Annotated in this window: 13 protein-coding genes; 5 read left to right on the forward strand and 8 right to left on the reverse strand. The window is 63.8% G+C overall.

Features of this window, described 5'->3' with window-relative positions; genetic code table 11:
* The first annotated feature begins 2 nt into the window (after positions 1–2).
* Positions 3–1,835, forward strand: a complete 1,833-nt coding sequence (gene glmS, locus BM017_RS04480; RefSeq protein ID WP_092241519.1) for a glutamine--fructose-6-phosphate transaminase (isomerizing) — start codon at positions 3–5, stop codon at positions 1,833–1,835.
* A gap of 86 nt (positions 1,836–1,921) precedes the next feature.
* Here the strand turns inward: glmS and pbpC are convergent, their stop codons facing one another.
* The 8 genes from pbpC to BM017_RS04520 form a co-directional block, all read right to left on the reverse strand.
* Positions 1,922–4,222, reverse strand: a complete 2,301-nt coding sequence (gene pbpC, locus BM017_RS04485; protein WP_092241521.1) for a penicillin-binding protein 1C — start codon at positions 4,220–4,222, stop codon at positions 1,922–1,924.
* A complete protein-coding gene (locus tag BM017_RS04490) occupies positions 4,203–10,007 on the reverse strand; it encodes an MG2 domain-containing protein (protein WP_092241523.1) in 5,805 nt (1,934 codons plus the stop codon). Before BM017_RS04490 ends, pbpC begins: the two co-directional genes overlap by 20 nt.
* Before the next feature lie 210 nt (positions 10,008–10,217).
* The gene (locus BM017_RS04495; protein WP_017528659.1) at positions 10,218–11,150 is read right to left on the reverse strand and encodes a phosphatidate cytidylyltransferase; all 933 of its coding nucleotides are present in this window, start codon (positions 11,148–11,150) and stop codon (positions 10,218–10,220) included.
* A 1-nt stretch (position 11,151) separates the two neighbouring features.
* Positions 11,152–11,772: a lysophospholipid acyltransferase family protein gene (locus BM017_RS04500; RefSeq protein ID WP_071490877.1), complete on the reverse strand. Its 621-nt coding sequence runs from the start codon at positions 11,770–11,772 to the stop codon at positions 11,152–11,154.
* A gap of 9 nt (positions 11,773–11,781) precedes the next feature.
* Positions 11,782–12,225, reverse strand: a complete 444-nt coding sequence (locus BM017_RS04505; protein WP_092241525.1) for a hypothetical protein — start codon at positions 12,223–12,225, stop codon at positions 11,782–11,784.
* Complete coding sequence (locus BM017_RS04510; RefSeq protein WP_092241527.1) at positions 12,215–13,513, reverse strand: phosphatase PAP2/dual specificity phosphatase family protein; 1,299 nt, start codon at positions 13,511–13,513, stop codon at positions 12,215–12,217. The genes BM017_RS04505 and BM017_RS04510 overlap by 11 nt, the downstream gene beginning before the upstream one ends.
* Positions 13,514–13,515: 2 nt before the next feature.
* Positions 13,516–15,264: a bifunctional alpha/beta hydrolase/class I SAM-dependent methyltransferase gene (locus BM017_RS04515; RefSeq protein WP_071490874.1), complete on the reverse strand. Its 1,749-nt coding sequence runs from the start codon at positions 15,262–15,264 to the stop codon at positions 13,516–13,518.
* An 11-nt stretch (positions 15,265–15,275) separates the two neighbouring features.
* On the reverse strand, positions 15,276–15,899 hold the full coding sequence (locus tag BM017_RS04520; protein WP_071490873.1) for a CDP-alcohol phosphatidyltransferase family protein: 624 nt from the start codon (positions 15,897–15,899) through the stop codon (positions 15,276–15,278).
* Between the two features lie 320 nt (positions 15,900–16,219).
* Here BM017_RS04520 and hflK (BM017_RS04525) point away from each other — a divergent pair, with 320 nt between their 5' ends.
* The 4 genes from hflK (BM017_RS04525) to BM017_RS04540 are packed head-to-tail and all read left to right on the forward strand — an operon-like array spanning position 16,220 to position 22,037.
* Complete coding sequence (hflK, locus tag BM017_RS04525) at positions 16,220–18,124, forward strand: protease modulator HflK (protein WP_092241529.1); 1,905 nt, start codon at positions 16,220–16,222, stop codon at positions 18,122–18,124.
* A gap of 12 nt (positions 18,125–18,136) precedes the next feature.
* Positions 18,137–19,123 (forward strand): protease modulator HflC, encoded by a 987-nt coding sequence (hflC, locus tag BM017_RS04530; protein ID WP_092241531.1) that lies wholly within the window; start codon positions 18,137–18,139, stop codon positions 19,121–19,123.
* Positions 19,120–20,154: a protease modulator HflK gene (gene hflK, locus BM017_RS04535; protein ID WP_092241533.1), complete on the forward strand. Its 1,035-nt coding sequence runs from the start codon at positions 19,120–19,122 to the stop codon at positions 20,152–20,154. Before hflC ends, hflK (BM017_RS04535) begins: the two co-directional genes overlap by 4 nt.
* Entirely contained in the window at positions 20,151–22,037 is a 1,887-nt protein-coding gene (locus BM017_RS04540) for a cation-translocating P-type ATPase (protein WP_092241535.1), read from the forward strand. The genes hflK (BM017_RS04535) and BM017_RS04540 overlap by 4 nt, the downstream gene beginning before the upstream one ends.
* Positions 22,038–22,042 lie beyond the last annotated feature (5 nt).

Below are 22,042 nucleotides of genomic sequence, written 5' to 3' on the forward strand. Positions count from 1 at the left end.
CCATGTGTGGCATCGTAGGCGCAGTCGCTGAACGCAACATCACTCCCATCCTGCTCGAAGGCCTCAAGCGCCTTGAATACCGTGGCTATGACAGCGCCGGTGTGGCCGTCTTCACCAATGCCGGCAAACTTGAGCGCATGCGCCGCCCGGGCAAGGTCAGCGAGCTGGAGCAAGCGCTGCTTGGCGAGCCGCTGGTAGGCCGTCTGGGCATTGCCCACACCCGCTGGGCGACCCACGGTGCACCGTGCGAACGCAATGCCCACCCGCATTTCTCCGGCGACCTGGCCGTGGTCCACAACGGCATTATCGAAAACCACGAAGTACTGCGCGAACAACTCAAGGGCCTGGGCTACGTATTTACCTCGGACACCGACACCGAAGTCATTGCCCACCTGCTCAACCACAAGCTCAAGGACCTTGGTGACCTGACGGTTGCCCTCAAGGCCACGGTCAAGGAACTGCACGGCGCCTATGGCCTTGCCGTGGTCAGCGCCAGCCAGCCCGACCGCGTGGTTGCCGCGCGCAGTGGCAGCCCGCTGGTGATCGGCCTGGGCCTGGGCGAGAACTTCCTCGCCTCCGACCAACTGGCGCTACGCCAGGTCACCGACCGCTTCATGTACCTGGAAGAAGGCGATATTGCTGATATCCGCCGTGAAAGCGTGCAGATCTGGGACGTCAACGGTCAGTCCGTCGAGCGCGAAGCCGTGCAATACCGCGACGGTGCCGAAGCGGCCGACAAGGGCGAGTACCGCCACTTCATGCTCAAGGAAATCCACGAGCAACCCGCAGTGGTGCAACGCACCCTCGAAGGTCGCCTGAGCCAGCACCAGGTATTGGTCAATGCCTTCGGCCCACAAGCTGCCGAGCTGTTCGCCAAAGTGCGCAACGTGCAAATCGTCGCCTGCGGCACCAGCTACCACGCCGGTATGGTTGCCCGTTACTGGCTCGAAGAACTGGCCGGCATCCCGTGCCAAGTGGAAGTTGCCAGCGAGTTCCGCTACCGCAAAGTGGTGGTGCAGCCTGACACCCTGTTCGTGACCATCTCCCAGTCCGGTGAAACCGCCGACACCCTGGCCGCGCTGCGCAATGCCAAAGAGCTGGGCTTCCTCGCCAGCCTGGCCATCTGCAACGTCAGCATCAGCTCGCTGGTGCGTGAATCCGACCTGACCCTGCTGACCCAGGCCGGTCGTGAGATCGGCGTGGCGTCCACCAAAGCCTTCACCACCCAGCTGGTTGGCCTGCTGTTGCTGACCCTGTCCCTGGGCCAGGTTCGCGGCACCCTCGCCGAAGGCGTCGAATCCACCCTGGTCGAAGAACTGCGCCGCCTGCCAACCCGCCTGGGTGAAGCCCTGGCCATGGACAGCACCGTGGAAAAAGTCGCCGAGCTGTTCGCCGACAAGAACCACACCCTGTTCCTCGGCCGTGGCGCGCAATACCCGGTGGCGATGGAAGGCTCGCTCAAGCTCAAGGAAATCTCGTACATCCACGCCGAAGCCTACCCGGCCGGTGAGCTCAAGCATGGTCCATTGGCCCTGGTGGATGACGACATGCCCGTGGTCACCGTGGCGCCGAACAACGAACTGCTGGAGAAGCTCAAGTCCAACCTGCAGGAAGTTCGCGCCCGTGGCGGCCAACTGGTGGTGTTCGCCGACGAAAAAGCCGGCATGACCAACGGTGAAGGCACCCATGTCATCAACATGCCGCACATCCACGACACCCTGTCGCCGATTCTCTACACCATCCCACTGCAATTGCTGTCGTACTACGTGGCCGTGCTTAAAGGCACCGACGTGGACCAGCCGCGTAACCTGGCGAAGTCGGTGACGGTGGAGTAACCCGCCACACCCTGGAGGCCCGATAGGGTCTCCAGCATCAACTCGGGGAAGAGGGGAATCAAACTACGTTAAGTGCGGCAGTCCCCCTAAGGTACAAACTCCACCTTCAACCCCCGGCTCGCACTGCGCCCCTGATCATCACTGACCCGCAACCGATACTCCCCCGACTTGCCCGGCCGCCAGTTCAGCGTGGTCTGCGGCGAACCCTGGCCGATCAAGGTTTGATCAGCAAACCAATACAGCGTCGCCGCATCGCTGGCCGCATTGGCATTCAGCGGGATGCTTTCCTGGGGTTGAGACAAGCGCAACTGGTAGCTCACCTGGGTCAGTGGCGAGCGGATCTGCGGCGCTTCACTCTGGTCACTCAGGCGGTTGGGCTGGCAGTTTTTCATCACACTGGGCGGCGTGCGCCGGGGCAGGCCGGCGGCGCGGTACAGGCGTTGCACGTCGCTGGGCCAGAATTCGAAGACTTCTTCGCGGGTGTACTGCGGATCGAACGGCGGGCAGGCGGCCTTGCCGGTGCGGGTGTCGATCAGCACCGGGCGGTGCAGGTTCGACACGCGAATCGGCGAGACACCGGGGATGTACCAGGTCTTGCGGGTTTGCAGGCACCAACGGTTGGGCAGCTCGCCGGACGCGGCGCAGACGTCGATGCGCACCAGCCCGGCGGGCGGTTTGTCAGGCTTGATGACGGTGTTGGGCAAGGCCAGGGGCAGGGCGTCGGCGATGCGGAAGAACAGCGGCGCAGCGGTCTTGGCCCCGATAAACGCCGGGTTCGGGCGGCCATCGAAGTTACCCACCCACACCACCAGCACGTAAGGGCCGACCAGCCCCGCGCTCCAGGCATCGTGAAAGCCCCAGGAGGTGCCGGTCTTCCAGGCGGTGCGCCAGTGGCGGCCGGGCAGGCCATCCGGGCGTGGGTTGCGACGCAGCATGTCGCGCACCATGAACGCGGCCTGGGGCGTGAGCAACGGCGCGCCGGTGGATTGCGGCTGTTCCTGCAAATAGCGCAACGGGCGCAGGTGCCCGTCACCGGCCAGCATCACATACAACCGCGCCAGTTCTTCCGGGGTCATCTCGCCGCCACCGAGGGCCAGGGCCAGGCCGTAGTGGCTCTCGTCGCGCAGGCCTTTGATGCCGGCGCGTTGCAGCAATCCGTATAGAGACGGGGACTTCACTTGGCTGGCGAGCCACACCGCCGGGATGTTCCGACTGCGGATCAACGCATCTCGCGCTGTCAGCGGGCCGACAAAACTGCCGTCGAAGTTTTCCGGTTGGAAGTAGCCGAAGTTACTGGGCAAGTCTTTAAGGATGCTCATGGGGTGGATGACCCCCTGGTCCAGCGCCAGCCCGTATAGAAAGGGTTTGAGCGTCGACCCCGGCGAGCGTTGCGACAGCACGCCATTCACCTGACCGTGCAGGTTTGTGGATAAGTAATCCGCCGAGCCCACCAGTGCCTTGACGCTCTGGTCACGGCTGTCGATCAGGATCGCCGTGGCGTTTTCCACCCCTGTGCTGCGCCGCTCGGCGATAAACCCGGTAATCAGGCGTTCGAGCAATTGCTGCAACGGCAGGTTGAGGGTGCTGTTCAATTCATTGCCGGCTTGGGAAGCCAGCAGCTGTTCACTCAGGTGCGGGGCGAGGAACGGGATCTGCTGGCGGTTGCGCGCTTCCAAAGGCAAATCGAGCAGGCTGTCGTTGCGCGGGTCCTGTGGATAAGTCTGGCGCCAGTCCGCCATCAAGCGCAGTCGCGCATCTTGCAGTGAGGGCCCGAAGCGCGCCCGCCGCCCCGGCTGTTGCGGAATCACCGCCAGCGCCAGCGCTTCGGACAGCGACAGCTGCGTCGCCGACTTGCCGAAGTAGATACGGCTTGCGGCTTCAGCCCCTTCGATATTGCCGCCCATGGGCGCCAGGTTCAGGTAGGCCTCAAGGATATCGTGCTTGCTGTAGCGTGCCTCCAGCCACAGCGCCAGCGCCATCTGCTGCAACTTGCCCGGCACCTGGCGGGTGTTCAGGTCCCACAGGCGCCGGGCCAGTTGCATGCTCAAGGTCGAGCCGCCCTGGCGCTGGCCACCGCTGTAGGTGGCCATGGCCGCCCGCAGCAACGCCGGGGGATTGATCCCCGGATGCCAGTAGAAATTGCGGTCTTCCTTGAGCAGCAAGGCTTGGACCAGAGAAGGAGAGATCCGCTCCAGCGGTAGCCACAGGCGGTATTGACCGTCATCCGCCAGCGTCATGCGCAGCAGTGAACCATCGTCGGCCAACACTACCCGCGATGAGCTGACAGCCTGTGCCAGCGGGGCATGGGGCCAGAGCCGCAGGCCCACCAGCACCGCCGCCGCTACGAGCAGCGGCGGCGCCAGGCGCTTAAGGCTTGGTAATTTCAAGCTGGCCTACTTTGCCGCGCCCTTGCAGGGTGGTTTCGTACATGCCTTCGGCATAGGCCGGTGGCGTGTTGAAGGTGCCGGCGTTAGTGGCGCGCACACGGTAGACGAACGTGCCGACATCACGCAGCGCGGTACCGTACAACACCACGCGATCATCACGCACATCCACGTAGTCCGGCTGCCAGTTGCTCAGCTCGGTTTCGCCGATGGGGGCTTGCCAGCTCTGCTCTTCCTGGCTGTCTGCTTCCACGTACTCGGACTCTTCGCCCTCGTTTTCCTCCGTGCTGGCGGCTTCCGGCTCCGGCGGCAAGTTATACACAGGCTCGACGCCACCCGGCAGCAGGTCGACCACGGCCACTTGCTGTACCTGATCGCGGTCGGTAGCGCGCAGGCGCAGGCGCACCAGGAACTCATCACCCACCGCGACCTTGCTCACGGGCTCGCCCTTGAGGTCGAGGTATTCGTGGATGATGTCCAGGCCATTGTTGATCGGCTTGAGCTTGGCGCCCTTGTCGAAACCGGCTTCGCTGAGCATGTAGAACGCGGCCGGGCCGTCGGATTTTTCCATCACCAGCTTTTGCGTGTTGCCCGGCACGGCGGCGCGCGGCGGCTGGCCGGCCATCTCCAGCAATTGCTGTTGCTTGTCACCCAGCCAGGCGGTGGCCTTGAGGGTCATGTCGCTTTGCGCACGCTGGCCGTAGTTGTCCAGGGCACGCAGCAACAGGGCCGCCGACAGCGAGTTATAGCGCTGTTCGTTGAGACGTTTGCCGAGTTTATCCAACAGCGCTGTAGGCACATCGTCCATCAGCTCCGGGAAGTGTCGTGCCAATAGATGCAGGTGTTCGGCGTCGTGCACCAGCGGGTCGTAATACAGGCCGTCGCTGTCCCACTTATCCACAAGGGCGCGCCATGGCACCTTGCGGAACAGGGTATCGGCCTGGCGATCCTGCTTGAGCAGCTTGTAGCTGGCTGCCAGGTAAGCGGCGCCCAGGTCGTTCTGCCAGGTGTCCTTGAAGTAGCTTTCGTAGCGCTCGCGGATATCGCTCAGTGCACCACTCACCAGAATCCCCTGACGGCTCAGCAGGTAACTGGCGTAGGCGCGGTTGCGCAATTCCGACAGGCCTTCGCTGGGACCATTGGCCAGATCGGTCAGGTACGCATTCGAGCGCACCAGCAGGTCTTCCGGCACTGGCAGCCCGCGCTCCTTGGCTTCGATCAGAAAGTCGGTGGCGTAGAGGCTGGCGTAGGGCGCCACATCCGGGTTGGCCGCCCACAAGCCAAAGCCACCGGCCTGGTTCTGACGCTGGCGCAGCATGCGTACTGCACTGCCGAACGCTTGCTCGGCTTCAGGTGCATTGCCGCCCCAGATCAATGCCGGCATGGCCTTGGACACCAGTTGCTCGGTGCAGGCGTAGCCGTAGTCGTCCAGGTAATGCTTGAGGCCGTTGGCCCACACCAGCGGCGAGGCGGCCACGCCCAGTTGCACATCGCGCAGTTGGCTGAACAGTTCGCGGGTCGGTTTCAGCTCTTTGCTGGCGCTGTCGAAGCGACCCAGGCTCAGGGCGACGCGATGTTCGCTCAGCGGGCGGATCGAGGTGGTTTCGGCGACCTGGATGCGCTTGCCATCCGGCAACACCGCGACAAAGCGCAAATCCGCCGAACCAAGGGTGTCGCCGACCTTGATCTTGAACTCGGCCGTGCCTTCCTTGCGCGGTTGCAGGGACAGTGTGCTGCCCTTATCGCCTTGCACCACCAGACCGTCACTGGTCTGCACTTCAAACTTCACGTTCGCCGCTGCGTCGAGGTTGCTGAACACCCCGGCGCTGACGTTGAGCACATCCCCCGGCGCCACAAAGGCCGGCACGTTCGGTGTGATCACGATCGGCCCGCGTACGTCGGTGCTGGCTTCGCTCACACCCACGCTGTCGCTGTCCACGGCCACCGCAAACAGGTGCAGCTTGCCGTTGAAGCTGTCCGGCACCTGGTAATGCAGCACGGTTTCGCCGGCCGGCAAGTCCACCAGCCCGGACCACCAGGCCACCGGCGGCTGGTGTTTACGCTTGAACGGGTTGAGGTGATTGGCCAGGGCGCCCTCCGTATCGCCACCGGGCGCCGCCCCACTGAGCAGGCGGCTGAATTCCGGCAGGATCAGGTCAAGGATCTGGCTGGTGCCGACTTCCAGCGCACGCTTCTGGAAGAAGAAGCCCAGCGGATCCGGTGTCTGATAGCGCGCTACTTGCAGGATGCCTTCATCGACGGCGTATACCACGGCGCGGCCCGGGCGATCAGCGTTGACCTTGATATCCAGCGTCTGCCCCGGCTCGATCTTCGCCGGACCCTCCACCTTTAAGGCCATGCGCCGCGCATCCAGGTTGATGCTGAACGGCACCACGCCGTAGGACAGCGGGCTCATGTACACCTCGGCCGAGCCCATGTCGCGCACAAACTGCACGTTCACGTAGGCATTGCCCTCAAGCCCTGCGGGAACACGGATATGTTGCACGCTGTTGGTGCTGTCGGCCTTGAACCACTGCTGGGTGTAGACCTTGTCCCGTTCGATAGTGATCAAGCCGGCGCCGGTGTACGGGGCACGGATGCTGATGGCGATTTCATCACCGGTGGCATAGCTGCGTTTATCCAGGCGCAGTTGCAGCTCGGCATTGCGTTCCAGGGAGCGCGAGGTGTTGCCACGCCCGGCCACGCTGTAGTCGATCTGGTTGAGCAGGTTGCCGTTGGCGTCCTTCAACTGCAGGGTGAAATCGCCCGGTGTCGACGTGTTAAGCGTCTGCTTGGCGCCTTCTTTCGTCATCACCAACGGTGACGCCGGCTGGCTGATGTTCTTGATGCGTGACTCGTACTTGTAGGTGCCGTTGGACTGTTTCACCAGCACCGACACGTAACGGTGCTCGACCACTTCGCTGGTCAGGCCGTCCACCGCCAGTGGTGTCAGGTCCGGCGCGACGGCCAGCCATTGCACCTGGCGCGGTGCATCCTTGGCGACGTAAGACAGCGAATCCTGACTTTTCACACCCACCAGGTAGGGCGCGGACGACACCAGCAGGGCACTTTGCGCCGCCACGTTGCGACCGCCTTCGGCCTCGAACACTTGGGTCATCACCTGCAAGCGATAGGTGCTGTTGGCAAAGCGTTGCAGGTTGAGGTCGATCACGGCCTGGCCGTTGTCGTCGACGGTGGTTTCGGCCAGATCTTCGGTCGTGGCGTCTTCCAGGGAATCGTTAAGGCGGAAACGGTAGTCCGGGTAGCGATCAAATGCCGCGAGCGTCGGGCTCAGGGACATCTTCGCGGTGACACGACGGCCCGCAGCCGGAGCGCCGAACAGGTGCATGGCGGTGACCTTGGCCACCACTTGGTCCGGTGCAATCCAGCCCTGCACCGGTGTGTCATGCAGGCTCAGGCTGACTTTCATGCGGTCCGGCTCGAAGTCGCGGACCTTGAAGTTCACGCTGCCCAGGTCGGTGCGCGTCTGCTTCTGGCCGATCAACTGCAAGGTCGCGGTGTACTCCCCGGCGGGGGCGACTTCGCTGCTGGGGAAATCAAAGGTTTCAAAGCCGCTGGCGGACAGTTTCAACGGCTGGCGAATCACCTCCAGCCCACGCGGGTCGGTGATTTGCAGCTCCACCGGCAGGCCTTGCAGCATGCCCTTCCAGTTGCCACTGCGCACGATCATGCCCAGGTGCGCGGTTTCACCGGGCCGGTACAGGCCGCGGTCAGTAAACAGGTAGGCGCTGAGACGATCACTCGCACCGTCTTCTTCCAGGCCGCCTACGTCGAAACGCGACAAATCCAACTGCTGGGACTGGCGGGCGATCGGCAGGAACGACTGGTCATTGCCGCGGGTGACCACATACATCAATGGCGTTTTCTCACGACGCAGTTCATCCAGCTTGGCGAAGTGCGCGTGGCCTTCGGCGTCGGTGCGGCCACTGCTCACCGGCAAACCGTTACGCCCGATGATGTCGACTTGCGCGTCGGACATTGGTGAACCATTGCCGATGGATTGCACGTACACGTCATGGCTGCCATCACTGGAACGCTTGGCGATGATGCCCAGGTCTGTCACCACGATGAAACGCAGGTCGCTGGTGCTGCTGCGCTCGTACTCGAATGTGCGCGTGGCCGGGTCGTCCTGGGGGCTGAGCTTGAGCACGAAAATGCCGCGCCGACCGCCGTTGGCGGTGAGGTAGTGGCTGAGGTCGACATTGTCGTAGACGGTTTTCGCCGGGTCATTGGAGGACAGCGGGATATCCAACGCCTGACGCTCGACCATGCGATCGAAATACTCATTGCCGAAATTCGGCCGGGCAAAGCTGCCGCTGCTCTGGTCCACCAGGTGTTGCAATTGGTTGGGCAGCAGGCGGGCGATTTCCACATGGGCGCCGGGCACGCCACGGGCCATGAAGCCCAGGCGTTTTTCGCCGTTGAGGCTGAGCAAGGCGCCGTCGGACAGGAACTGCAAGGTACGCGGATACGCCGGCATGCTGATCAGCGACGCCGTAGGATTTTTTGCCAGGTAGCCGCCGATGGCTTCCAGGTTGGCGGGCACTCGCACATACAGGGCGCGACCGGCCGGGGCCTTGAATTTGAAGGCGTGCAGGGTGTTCAGCGGCTCGACGCTGGGCACGTGGGTCAGGTTGACCTTGGTGCTGCGGGCGAGCAGGGCGTCATCGATGTCGTTGCTGCTATAGGGGCGCGTGTCGTCCTGGGCTTTTTCCGGCAGGAGCCAGGCCTGTACTTTGCCAGCGATGGTCTCATCGGCCACGGCGCTGGAACTGCTGAACATCAGCACGGGCTCCGGCTCACCACGTTGGTTGTCGACAAAGCTGACTTCGGCCCCGGTGAAGGTCAGGCGATAGCGACCGGGCACGGTGACTTCCGCCACCAGCGGCGCAGTGCTGGCGTTGCCGCCGTCGCGGGCCTTGATGCCTTCGTCGAGCCGGGCGTTGACCGGCGTGCTTTCCAGTGGCGTGGCCAGGGCGGCGGAGCGTACGTAGGCGTTGAGTTTCTTCTCGTCGAAGGTAATTTCCGGGCGGTTGGGCAACTGGGCGTCGCGGTAGGCCAGGCCTTTGCCGAGGGTCACGCTCACCCGCTTGCGTAGGGTGTCTTCATCCACCGGGTGGGAAAAATGGAAGGTCGCCACCAGCTGTTTCAGCGTCGGGTTGGACGGGTCCTGATACAGCTCGTTTTGCGCCAGGGTGGCGCGGAACGGTTGGGTGGAAAACTGCGTGCTGTATTGGTCCAGCAACACGCCATCGGCCAGCAGGTTTTTCTTCGCCAGGTCGAGGGTGTAATGGGCGTCGATGGGCCAGTCTTTTTCCGGGACGAACAACAGGCTGCGGTCGTCCGCCCAGCGCCAGGTGCCTGCGACCGCAGGTTTCAGGGTGATACCCTCAGTGACCGGCTTGCCGATGGCCGCCAGCGGGGCCACGGATTCGCCGAAGCGCACCTGCAAGTTATCCACAACCGGCGTGGGCTGGGTGTAGTCGGTGAGGTTCGGTTTGTGCAGCGAATAGCTCGCGGTATGTGGTTGCGGCAGGTTGGAATACCAGTGCCAGCCATAGAAACCAGCGGCCGTCAGCAACGCCAGGCCTACTACGCCGGCACCGGTTTGACGTGGATAAGCGCGGGCTTGGCTGCCCAGGTTAGCCAGCCCACGGCCCACGGCACGCAGCCAGACCGGCGGATGCCACTGGCCAAAGACGGCCCCCACCACAGTCAATAACGCACCGAGAATACGGCGGCTGATCGCTTTGAACGAATCGAACATGGTGAGCATCCCTGGCTAAGTGCGGCGTATCTTACACGCGTCTTTGATACAAAAGATGACGTCGATACACCGTCCCGCCAGGCGTGTTGCACAAAAGTGAGGCGCACCTCACAACTGATACGCCGCGCCGCCGAGGCGCGGTTTGTCATGGGGCTGCTGCGCAGCCCAACTCACCACCTGCCAGATCGTTATCTGGCTTTAGAGCGGACCTCAGGTCCACCAGTAGCGCACAAGATGAAAGAAGATCGGCGCCGCAAAGCACACCGAATCCAACCGATCCAGCATCCCGCCGTGCCCTTCGATCATATGCCCCCAGTCCTTCACGCCCCGGTCGCGCTTGATCGCCGACATCACGATGCCGCCGGCAAAGCCGAGCAGGTTGATCAGCAGCGCAATCAGGAACGACTGCCACGGGTTGAACGGCGTGGTCCACCACAGGGCTGCGCCGATCAGGGATGACAGGAGAATCCCGCCGACGAAGCCTTCGACGGTTTTGGAGGGCGACAGGTTGGGTGCGATCTTGTGCTTCCCGAACAACTTCCCACACACGTACTGCAGCACGTCCGACAGTTGCACCACGATCACCAGGTAGGCAATCAGCAACAGGTTGCGGCCTTCGTAGCCAGGGATGTCGAGGGTGAGCAGGGCGGGCACGAAGGATACGCAGAACACTGCGATCATCAGGCCCCATTGCACTTTCGAGGCACGTTCGAGGAAGTGCGTGCTGTCGCCGCCCAGGGAGGCGAGGATCGGCAGCAGCAGGAACACGTACACCGGGATGAAAATCGAGAACAGCCCGTACCAGTCCGAATAGATCAGCAGGTATTGCAGCGGCAGCGCCAGGTAGAACGCGGCGACCAGCGCGGGATAGTCGCTGCGGCGGGTGGGGGTGAGGGTGAGGAATTCGCGCAGGGCGTAGAACGAGACGGCGTAGAACAGCAAGATCACCGCGCCGGTGCCGAGCCAGAAGGCGATGCCGATGACCACCACCATCACCCACCAAGCGTTGATGCGGGCGTTGAGGTTGTCGATCACCGCGTTGGGCGTGCCACGGGTGCGCAGTTTGAGGATCAGGCCGATCAGCGAGGCCAGTACCAGAATCGCGCCGATACCGCCGAACAACATCAGGGTTTGGCTATCCATGTCAGACGTGCTCCGGAGCAAGGGCGAGCAGAGCATCGCGGGTACGGGCCAGGAAGGCGGCTTTGTCTTCGCCGTCTTCCAATTGCAGCGGGGCGCCGAAACTGGTGGTGCACAACAAAGGCAGCGGCAGCACGCGGCCCTTGGGCATGACGCGGTTGAGGTTGGCGATCCACACGGGGATCAACTCGGCCTGTGGGTAACTTTTCGCCAGGTGATAAAGGCCGCTTTTGAACGGCAGCAGGCCGTCTTCGAGGTTGCGCGTGCCTTCCGGGAAGATGATCAGCGAGTCGCCGCCTTCCAGGGCGTCGAGCATCGGCTGTAGAGGGTTATCCACAGGGTCCTTGCGTTCGCGGTCGATCAACACGCCGTTGAACACCCGGTTGATGATGTAGCGGCGCAGGGCGCTTTTGTTCCAGTAATCACTGCCGGCCACCGGGCGCGTGAATTTGCGCAGGTTTTGCGGCAATGACGCCCAGAGCAACACAAAGTCGCCGTGGCTGCTGTGGTTGGCGAAGTAGATGCGTTGCACCGGCACCGGCGCGCACCCAAGCCACAGGCTGCGGGCGCCGGTGACGGTGCGGGCCATGGAGGTAATCAGCGTGGCGACCACGGGTTCGAACATGGGGATTCCTTATCCGGCGAAAGGCAGCCAAGGGCTGGCGAGGATCACGCCCAGGGTCAGCAGCGCTTGCGCGCCGAGCAGCCAGGCTTGTTTGCGCAACAGTTTGAGCGCGCCGCGACGGCGTTCAGCCCAGGGCCGGCCAATACGCTTGGCCGATTGCAGGCCGAGCGTCACCAGGGCCTGGTCGAGGTCCGGCGTGCGCTCGATGTCGCGAGCCAGCAGGGCGAACAGGTCGGCGTCGAACGCCACGCGCAGCGCCCAGTACTTTTGCAGCAGCCCGAGGATAATCATCCACAGGCTGAGCAGCAGGCAGATGATCGAAATACTCGCCATCAACAACTGGGCCAGGCCGAACAGCACACCGGCCAGCGTCAGGCCTGTGGATAACTGATCCAGCGAACGGCCACGACGCAGCAGGCTGGCGACCACCTGCAGTTCCATATCAGCGGGCATGGGGCAATCCCTCCAACGCTTCTCGGTGTGCGGGGCGCAGGACCACATCGGTCCGTGCTGCACGAATGATAGACAGCGCTTGCTCTACCGTCGCGGCGCGCCGGGTGTGCAGCAACCAGGCGGCGACGGCGGTAGCGCTGCGCGAGTAGCCGAGGGCGCAGCACACCAGCACGGGGCCGCTGGCGCGAAGACGCTCGATGGCTTGGGCGGCTTGCAGGCATTCGGCAGGCGTGGGCGCGATCAGGTCGAGTACCGGGATGGATTGATAGGCCCGCCCCTGTGGATTAATCGGTAATTCGGCACACAGATCGACGATGGCCTTGAAGGGCACTTGCTCGCTTGTGGCAGGAATACGCCCGAGCCAGACGTTATCCACAATCAGGTCGGGCTGTGGATGCTTGCGTGTCCAAAGGCGCGAGTTGATCCAGGCGGCGGCCAGATAGGGTGCATATAGCCAGAGTGCAGCGGGCGTCTGTTGGCCGTCAGTGCGTTTCTGGAAGCCCGAAGCCCCCAGCACCAAGTAATTGGCCTTGATCAAGGCGAGGGAAACCGTCGGCCACAGTAGCCACAGCCACCAACCGCCCAGTACAAACGCTGGAATCGCCAACAGTACCGCGCCAAGCCCATAGCGCACGCCCAACCGCCAGCGCTTGGGATCTCGCGTCAGCCGTGCACTCAACAACGGGCTCGGATGTTCCACCGGCCACAGCCACACACAAATCCACCCGGCGAGGGCGCCTGTGGGTAAGTCGATAAAGTGGTGTTGATAAGTGGTCAGCACCGAAATACCGATCAACGCGAACCAGCCATGTACCAGCCAACGCCATACGCCTTGGGTGTGGCGCTGGTACATGACCCACAGGATCACCAGCAGCGCGATGTGCAGCGAGGGCGCCTGATTGAACGGTTTGTCGAACCCGGCCAACACCGCAAACAGCCAGCCAAACACACCATCCAGTTCCGGCCGTTCGAAGGTAAAGCGCAACGGCCAGAGCAGGAAGCAGCTCACGGCAATCACCTGGGCACTCAGCAAGCGCAGTGCATGTTGCTTCAGCTCATGCCGGGTGTTGGGCAACAACAACGAAAACCCATATAGCAGGTCGATGGACCAGTAAGGCACGATCGTCCATGCCCAGAACGGCATATGGGTTTCCCAGCCGAACACCAGCGTGCCGACGTCGCTGCGCTGGCTGGTGACCCAGGTGGCAAAGCCGTAGGTGCTGAAGAACAGCGGCGCCAATAGCAGCAGCCACAGCACCGCGGGTTTCAATAAACCGGGTTCGCGCATGTTCAGATCTTCTGTGCCAGGGACACGGTGAAAATGCCCCACTCATCCACACGCTGGGTGATTTTGCGGAAACCGGCCGCCTCCACCAGTTGATCCATTTCCGCCTGGCTGCGCCGGCGCATCACCCAGGCCTGGCCCTGGCGGTGGCTGGTCAGGGCACGGGCGATCAATTCCAACTGTGGGTGCCAGGGTTGGCCGGTGTAGACCAGGTAACCGCCGGGCTCGACTGCTTCGGCCAGCCCGGCCAGCGAACCGCCGACCATGCCGTTATCGGCAAACAACTCATACAGCCCGGACACCACCGCCAGGGTCGGCTTGGGGTCGAGTGCCGCCAGGTCCAGGCGATCAAACGCATCACCTTTGACGAACTGCGCGATATCCCCCAAACCCTTCTCGCGAATCAACGCGCCACCGTCGCGCACGTTGATGTCGCTGTAGTCGCGCAGCAGGATCGATTCCGGCAGCGGCGACACGCCCTGCAAGGCTTCCAGGATGTAGCGACCGTGGCCGGCGGCGATATCCACGATGCGCACTTCCCGATCTTCACCGCGCAACTTGGCCATGGCCAGGCGCAGCAGTTCCTCCACATTCAGCTTGCGCTGGCGAATACCACGCCAGCCGATGGAGTTGAGGTAATTGGTGTCGATCATCCGCCCCAGCCCGCCTTTGCCGGTAGGCGTGTTGCGGTACACGTAGTCCAGAGTGCTGCCGGAGTCGAAACCGGTATCGAAGCCCAGTTTCACCCCGTCCGACAGGTTCTTGCCCAGGCCCATGCTGGCGCGGGTCATGCGCCAGTACAGGTCGCGCAGGGAGTTGCGCGGCAGCGGTGCGGCCAGGGCTTCGGATTCGGCGCAGGTGGCGCCGAGTTTGTCGGCGTCCAGCAGCGAAGCGCGATCCAGCGGGTGTTCGAAGTTCTGCAGGATGAAGCGCCGGGCGCTGCTCACAGCGGTGGCGCGATCACGTTCGCCGAGGGTGTCGTGGAAGAAACCGGGGAGAATGTGCAGCTCTTTTTTCAGGCTGCCCAGGCGGTCGAAGAACTGTTGCTGGGGCTTGCGGTGCACCACAAAGTCGGAGCCGGAGACCAGCAACTGGGTCGGCACCTGGATCGCCTGGGCATCGGCTACGACCCGGTCGGCGGCTTCGTACAGGCCCAGCAGCACATTGACCGAAATGGCCTTGGTGATCAGTGGGTCGCTGTCGTACGACGCCACGCGTTCCGGGTCATGGCTGAGGAACCTGGCCTTCACGTAGCTGTTGACGAAAAAGTTGCCGCGAAACTTGCGCATCAACGCCAGGCCCGGCCGGGCGAAGGGCACGTAGAGCTTGACCTTGAACGCCGGGGAGGCAAGCACCAGCGCGCGGATTTTCGGTGCGTAATCATGCACCCAGGTCGCGGCAATCACCGCGCCGACGCTTTGCGCGACGACGGCAAAATTTTCTTCCTCGATGGCGTAAGTGGCGCCGATGTGGTCGCAGAAGGTCTGCACATCGCGGGCGCTGGTGGCGAAGCTGGGGCTGTCGCCGCGCTCGCCGGGGGATTGGCCGTGGCCGCGGGCGTCCCAGGCGAAGAAGTCGAATTGCGGCAGGTTCAGCTCATCCACCAGGTGGGCGATACGCCCGGAATGCTCGTGGCCGCGATGGAACAGCACGATGGCCTGGCGCTGACCGGTGGTTTCCGTGGCCGGCCAGTGGCGATAAAAAAGCTCGACGCCATCATGGGTACTGAAGGTGTGCTCTTGCTGTTCGCGCATCGCAAAAATCCTTATGCAATCGGTGAGGTTTCTTGTTGTTCTTTAAGGCCCTGGCGCACCCGGTTGACCAGGGTGTAGGCGAGCAGGGCGGCCACCAGCCACATCACCGCGTCGACCCAGCCGACGCCCAGCCAGCCCAGCGCCACGCCGGTGGCCAGTACGCCGAGCACAAAGGCACGATCACTCTTGCCCATCGGCCCGTCATAGCGGCGCGAAGCACCGACCATCGGACCGAGCACACCGGCGTACTCGCTGAACACCGCCAGCAGCGCCACCAGCAGCACCGGCACCAGGCTCACACCTGGGATCAGTGCGAATGGCAGGATCAGCGCGCTGTCGGCGATTACGTCGCACAGCTCATTCAGGTAGGCGCCCAGGCGCGATTGCTGGCCGAATTCCCTGGCGAGCATGCCGTCGATGGCGTTGAGCGCCATGCGCAGGATCATCCACAGCGGGATCAGCGCGAACAGCCACAGGTGGGTGGCGAAGCTGGCGATCAGCAGGCCGACCAGCAGCGAAATCACGCCGGCCAAAACGGTGATCTGATTGGCGGTGGTGCCGTTGTCGTAGAGGCGCTGCACCAGTGGACGCAGCAGGTTTTGAAAACGCGGCTTGAGCTGATAGATCGAAATCATGGGGGGTGACGCTTCCTTGTCCGTGAGCCCGCGAAAAACTGTTCTGGAGTGTGACGATAATTCGTTGCCGGCACTAGTGATGGCTCGCGTTTATGGGGGGTTAATCACGATCTTGACGGTGCGGTAGATCAAATGTGGGAGGGGGCTTGCCCCCGATGGCGGTGGGCCAGTTGATACCGGTGTTGGATGACACACCGCTGTCGGGGACAAGCCCCCTCCCACACGGGAACGGTGTACCGCTTAAAGCAATGTTTTTCGAACAAAAATTTCACGCTCCGTGTTATATCGTAACGAATTATGTACACGTGAGCGTTGAGTGGATGCAAGTGGATCTGGAAGCTGACGGCGCTTCGGTGGAAGGCCTTCCGCGTTTTCAACAAGGGTCGTTTCATGCCCGTCGATTGCGCCAGGCTGGTATCAGCCTGACGGTGCTGGCCGTTGCCGGTTGGGTGCTGGCGCTGTTTGTCGCGCTGTTTGCGCCGCTGTCGATCTGGCCGGTTGTGTTGATCAACTGTGCGTCGGCGTTGCTGCTGCTGGTGGCCGGATTGCAATCGGCGTGGTGGGTGGCGGACTGGCGCGCCCAGGCGATGGAGCAACCCGCGGCTGAAGTGCCGCTTGAAGACCCCGGCCGCTATGCACGGCTGATGCAGCGTTTTGGCACGCAGATCGGCACGCCCGTGTTGTGGCTTGGCGGCTGGGCGTTGCTGGCGTTGATCAGCATTGTCGAGTTCTGGAACCTGGGGTTGCCCGCTGCACCGGTCGGCCAGTCGGCCAGCATCGGCGCCGCGCTGGCGTTGGCCCTGGCGTTTGGCTTGCTGGTATTTGAACGTCGCCTGGCCCAGGAAACCGTCGCGCAATGGCCGGAAGCCGGGCAGCTCGCGCAGTTGAGTCGGGTGGCGATTGTGTGCCTGGTGCTCAGTGCGATTTGCCTGCTGTTCGCTGGTGCCGAGTCCATCTGGCCATTGCGCCTGGCGGTGTTGATCGGCCTGCTGCCCGCGCTGGTCTCGCTGGAGTTTGTACTGAGGGCCGTGTTGTCGCTGTTCAGCCCACGCCAGCCCCGCCTTGAGCCCCGCCTGATGGCGCACAGTTTTATCGCCGGGCTGCTGCGCTGGCCGCCTCAACCCTTGCTCGCCTTGCAGCACGAATTGCATAACCGCTTCGGCATCGACCTGCGCCAGATCTGGGCGTTTACCTACATGCGCCGGGCGTTCCTGCCGGTGCTGCTGGTGGTGCTGGCAGTAGGTTGGGCACTGACCGGCGTGCATGAAGTGCCGCTGCAAGGCCGTGGGATTTATGAACGCTTCGGTAAACCCATCCAGGTATTCGGCCCCGGTTTGCATGCCGGCCTGCCCTGGCCGTTGGGCCGCGTGATCAGCGTCGAAAACGGCGTGGTGCACGAGCTGGCCACCAGTGTCAGCGACGCCGCCGCGCCGGCGTTGACGCCCGCCGAAGGCCCGGCGCCGCTGATCGCCAACCGCTTGTGGGACGCCAGCCATGTGAACGATAAGTCCCAGGTGATCGCCAGCAGCAGCGGCGACAAGCAGGGCTTCCAGATCGTCAACATGGACGTGCGTTTCGTCTACCGCATCGGCCTCAGCGACCAGGCCGCGCTCGCCGCCACTTATAACAGCGCGGACGTGCCGACCCTGATCCGCAGCACCGCCAGCCGCATCCTCGTACATGACTTTGCCTCGCGCACCCTCGACGAATTGCTCGGCGAACAACGCACCAGCCTGGCCGACGAAATCGGCCGCGCCGTACAGGCCGATCTGCAAAAACTCGACAGTGGCGTGGAAATCCTCGCCACGGTGGTCGAGGCGATCCACCCGCCGGCCGGTGCCGCCAACGCCTACCACGGCGTGCAAGCCGCGCAGATCGGCGCCCAGGCGCTGATCTCCCGCGAGCGCGGCGCGGCCAGCGAGCAAACCAACCAGGCCTTGTTGCAAGCCAGTACCGCCCGCGACCAGGCCACGGCCAGCGCCCGTGAAGTGAACGCTGGCGCCCAGGCGGCCGACCTGCGTTTTGCCGCTGAACAAAAGGCCTATGCCACCGCCGGGCAGGCGTTCGTGCTGGAACAGTACCTCGGTCTACTCAGCCAGGGCCTGGCCCACGCCAAGCTGCTTATCCTGGATCACCGCCTGGGCGCCGATGGCGCGCCGACGATCGATCTGCGTTCTTTTACCTTGCCGGCCGATCCTTCGCTGCCGCGTAAAGCCGTTCAATAAGGAGTCGGTCCGTTGAGCGCTCATTCCCACGATCACGGTCATCATCATGGCCATCACCACCATCACCACGGTGACGAGCACGCTGCCGGCCCATTCCCCTGGCGGCGCATGGCCTGGGCGGCGTTGCTGGTGCTGTTTGCAGTTGCAGCCGCCAGCCTGGTGCAGGTGCGGTCCGGCGAGGCCACGGTGATTACCCGGTTCGGCAACCCGGCGCGGGTGCTATTAGAGCCCGGCCTGGGCTGGCGTTGGCCAGCGCCGTTCGAAGCGGCGATCCCGGTGGATTTGCGCCTGCGCACCACCTCCAGCGGTCTGCAGGATGTGGGCAGCCGCGATGGCCTGCGCATCATCGTGCAGGCCTACGTGGCGTGGCAGGTGCAGGGCGATGCGGACAATGTGCAGCGCTTCATGCGTGCGGTGCAGAACCAGCCGGATGAAGCGGCGCGGCAGATCCGCACCTTCGTCGGCTCGGCGCTGGAAACCACGGCGGCCAGCTTCGACCTGTCGAGCCTGATCAACACCGACGCCAGCCAGGTGCGCATCGCTGATTTCGAAGCACAACTGCGCCAGCAGATTGATCAACAATTGCTCAATACTTACGGGGTGCGTGTGGTACAGGTCGGTATCGAACGGCTGACGCTGCCGTCGGTCACCCTGACGGCCACCGTCGACCGCATGCGTGCCGAGCGTGAAACCATCGCCACCGAACGCACCGCCGTGGGCAAGCGCGAGGCGGCGCAGATCCGCTCTGCCGCCGAGCGTGATGCGCGCATCATGCAGGCCGATGCCACGGTGAAAGCCGCCGATATCGAAGCGCAATCCCGGGTCGAAGCCGCGCAGATCTACGGCCGTGCCTACGCCGGCAATCCACAGCTGTATAACCTGCTGCGCTCGCTGGATACCCTGGGCACCGTGGTCACGCCGGGCACCAAGATCATCCTGCGCACCGACGCTGCGCCGTTCCGTGCCTTGGTAGACGGACCGAAGGACATCCAGCCATGACCGAGCGTGAGAGCCCGGACAGCCCATGGATACAGGCCGGGCGCCTGACGTTTCTGGCGCTGTACGCAGTGACGGTGCTGGCGGCACTGGCCTGGGCGTTTTCCAATGTGCGCCAGATCGACCCGCAGAACCGTGCCGTGGTGCTGCACTTCGGCGCCCTCGACCGCATCCAGAATGCCGGGCTGTTGCTGGCGTGGCCGCAGCCGTTCGAGCAGGTGGTGCTGTTGCCGGCGGCTGACCGGGTGATCGAGCGTCGGGTGGAGAACCTGTTGCGCTCCGATGCGGCGACCCAGGCCGACCGCGTAGCCAGTTTCGCCACGCCGCTGAGTGATGCACTGGCCGGCTCCGGGTACCTGCTGACCGGCGATGCCGGCGTGGTGCAACTGGATGTGCGGGTGTTCTACAAAGTCACCGAGCCTTACGCCTTTGTGTTGCAGGGTGAGCATGTGCTGCCCGCCCTGGATCGACTGGTGACCCGCAGCGCCGTGGCCCTGGCCGCCGCACGTGACCTGGACACGATTCTGGTGGCTCGCCCCGAACTGATCGGCACCGACAACGGCGCCGCCGAACGTCGCGAACGGCTGCGCGGCGACCTGGTGCAAGGCATCAACAAGCGCCTCGTGGAGCTAGCGTCCACAGGCTTGGGGTTGGGCATCGAAGTGACTCGCGTCGACGTGCAGTCGAGCCTGCCGGGCCCGGCGGTGAATGCCTTCAATGCGGTACTCACCGCCAGCCAGCAGGCCGACAAGGCGGTGGCCAATGCGCGCACCGACGCCGAGAAACTCACCCAGACCGCGACCCAGCAGGCCGACCGCCTGGTGCAAGTTGCCCATGCCCAGGCCAGTGAACGCCTGGCCAATGCCCAGGCGCAGACCGCCACCGTCGCCAGCCTGGCCCAGGTGAAAGACCCGGGCTTGCTGCTGCGCCTGTACCGCGAGCGCCTGCCGAAGATTCTCGGCCAGGCTGGTTCCGTGACCACGGTCGATCCGAAAGACGACGCTCGCTTGATCATCCAGGGAGCCGAACAATGAGCGCACCCATGCTGACCTCTGCAGAACAGCGCAGCGCTGCCCGGCAATTGACCCTGGCTATGTTGGCCCTGGGGTTGCTGGCGCTGGGCCTGGTGTGGCGCTGGCTGGCGCCGGACCAGAGCGGTGTGAGCCAGTTGCTGCTGGGTGTCGCATCGCTGTTGGTGGCAGTGCCGGTGATGCGTTCGGCGTGGTACAGCCTGCGATTCCCCAGCCTGCATGGCATCACCGACCAACTGATCGCCCTGGCCATGCTCGGCGCCTGGGCCACGGGTGACCTGCTGACCGCCGCGTTGCTGCCGATCATCATGATTTTTGGTCATGTGCTGGAAGAGCGCAGCGTGATCGGCTCCCAGGAGGCGATCCATGCCCTGGGCAAGCTGACCCGCAGCCATGCGCGTTTGGTGCAGGCCGATGGCAGCATCCGGGAAGTAGACAATGGCACGCTGAATACCGGTGACATCGTCGAGGTGCGTGCCGGCGACCGGGTGCCGGCGGATGGCGTGGTGCTGTCAGGCCAGGCGAGCCTGGACACGGCGCCGATTACCGGTGAGTCGGTGCCGTTGGAAGCCAGCGTGGGTGTGCAGGTGTTTGGTGGGGCGATCAACCTCGATGGGTTGCTGCGCCTGCAAGTGACCCGCACCGGTAACGAGTCCACCCTGGGCAAAGTCATCGCACTGATGCAGAACGCTGAGCGTTCCAAGCCGCCGATCACGCGGTTGCTGGAGCGGTACGCCGGCAGCTATATGGTGCTGGTGCTGCTGCTGGCGGCGGTGACCTGGTTTGTGACCAATGATGCCCAGGCGATGCTTGCCGTGCTGGTGGCGGCGTGTCCGTGTGCGTTGGTGCTGTCGGCGCCGGCCACGGCGATTGCCGGGATCGCCGTGGCGGCACGGCATGGGATTCTGATTCGCAGCTCGGCGTTCCTCGAAGAACTGGCGGACCTGACCTCCCTGGTGGTCGACAAGACCGGCACCCTGACCTATGGCGCTCTGCGTCTGCACGCCATCGACACCACGGCGCCGGACCGGCAGGTGTTGTTGAACCTGGCGGCGAGCCTGGGTTCGGCCAGCAGCCACCCGGTCAGCCGGGCGTTGGCGGGGTTGGCGACGCAGGAACACAGGCTGGCGCTGACGGATATCCGCGAACGCCAGGGCCTCGGCGTGGTGGCGCAGACCGATCAGGGCGAAGCGGCTCTGGGCCGCCCGGAATTGTTCGAGCAGTTGGGCATCGCGACCACGCCGGTGCCGAACCACGATGGGCCCATCGCCGGGCTGGCGTTGGACGGTCAGTTTCTGGCCTGGCTGTTGCTGGCCGATAGCGTCAAGCCGGAGGCCCGCCAGGCCCTGCAAGAGCTGCGCGACCTTGGCCTCGGTCGTCAACTGTTGCTCACCGGCGACCGCCAGAGCGTCGCCGACAGCCTGGCGCTGGATGTGGGCATCAGTGACGTCCAAGCCCAGGCCCTGCCGGAAGACAAGCTCAACCGCGTGCTGGGTGAAATCGGCAGCGGTTTCCGGCCGATGGTCGTGGGGGATGGCATCAATGATTCGCTGGCGCTCAAGGCCGGTGTGGTCGGCGTGGCCATGGGCGCGGGCGGGGCGGATATCGCCCTGGCATCGGCGGATGTGGTGTTGATCGGCAGCGACCTGCGGCGCCTGGGGACGTGCGTGCGCTTGAGTCGTCAGTGCCGGCAGACGTTGCAGGTCAACGTGATCATCGGTCTGGGCTGGACCTTGGCGATCGTTATATTCGCCGCGTTTGGCTGGTTGGGCGCTGCCGGGGCGATGATTGCTGCGGTGTTGCATAACCTCAGCACCTTGCTGGTCCTGGGTAATGCCGGGCGCTTGCTGCGCTTCCAGGAGCCCCTTTTGAAGCTTGAAGAATAATTTCA

The sequence above is a fragment of the Pseudomonas sp. NFPP04 genome (genome assembly GCF_900113815.1).
In the GTDB taxonomy this organism is placed as follows: Bacteria; Pseudomonadota; Gammaproteobacteria; order Pseudomonadales; family Pseudomonadaceae; genus Aquipseudomonas; species Aquipseudomonas extremorientalis.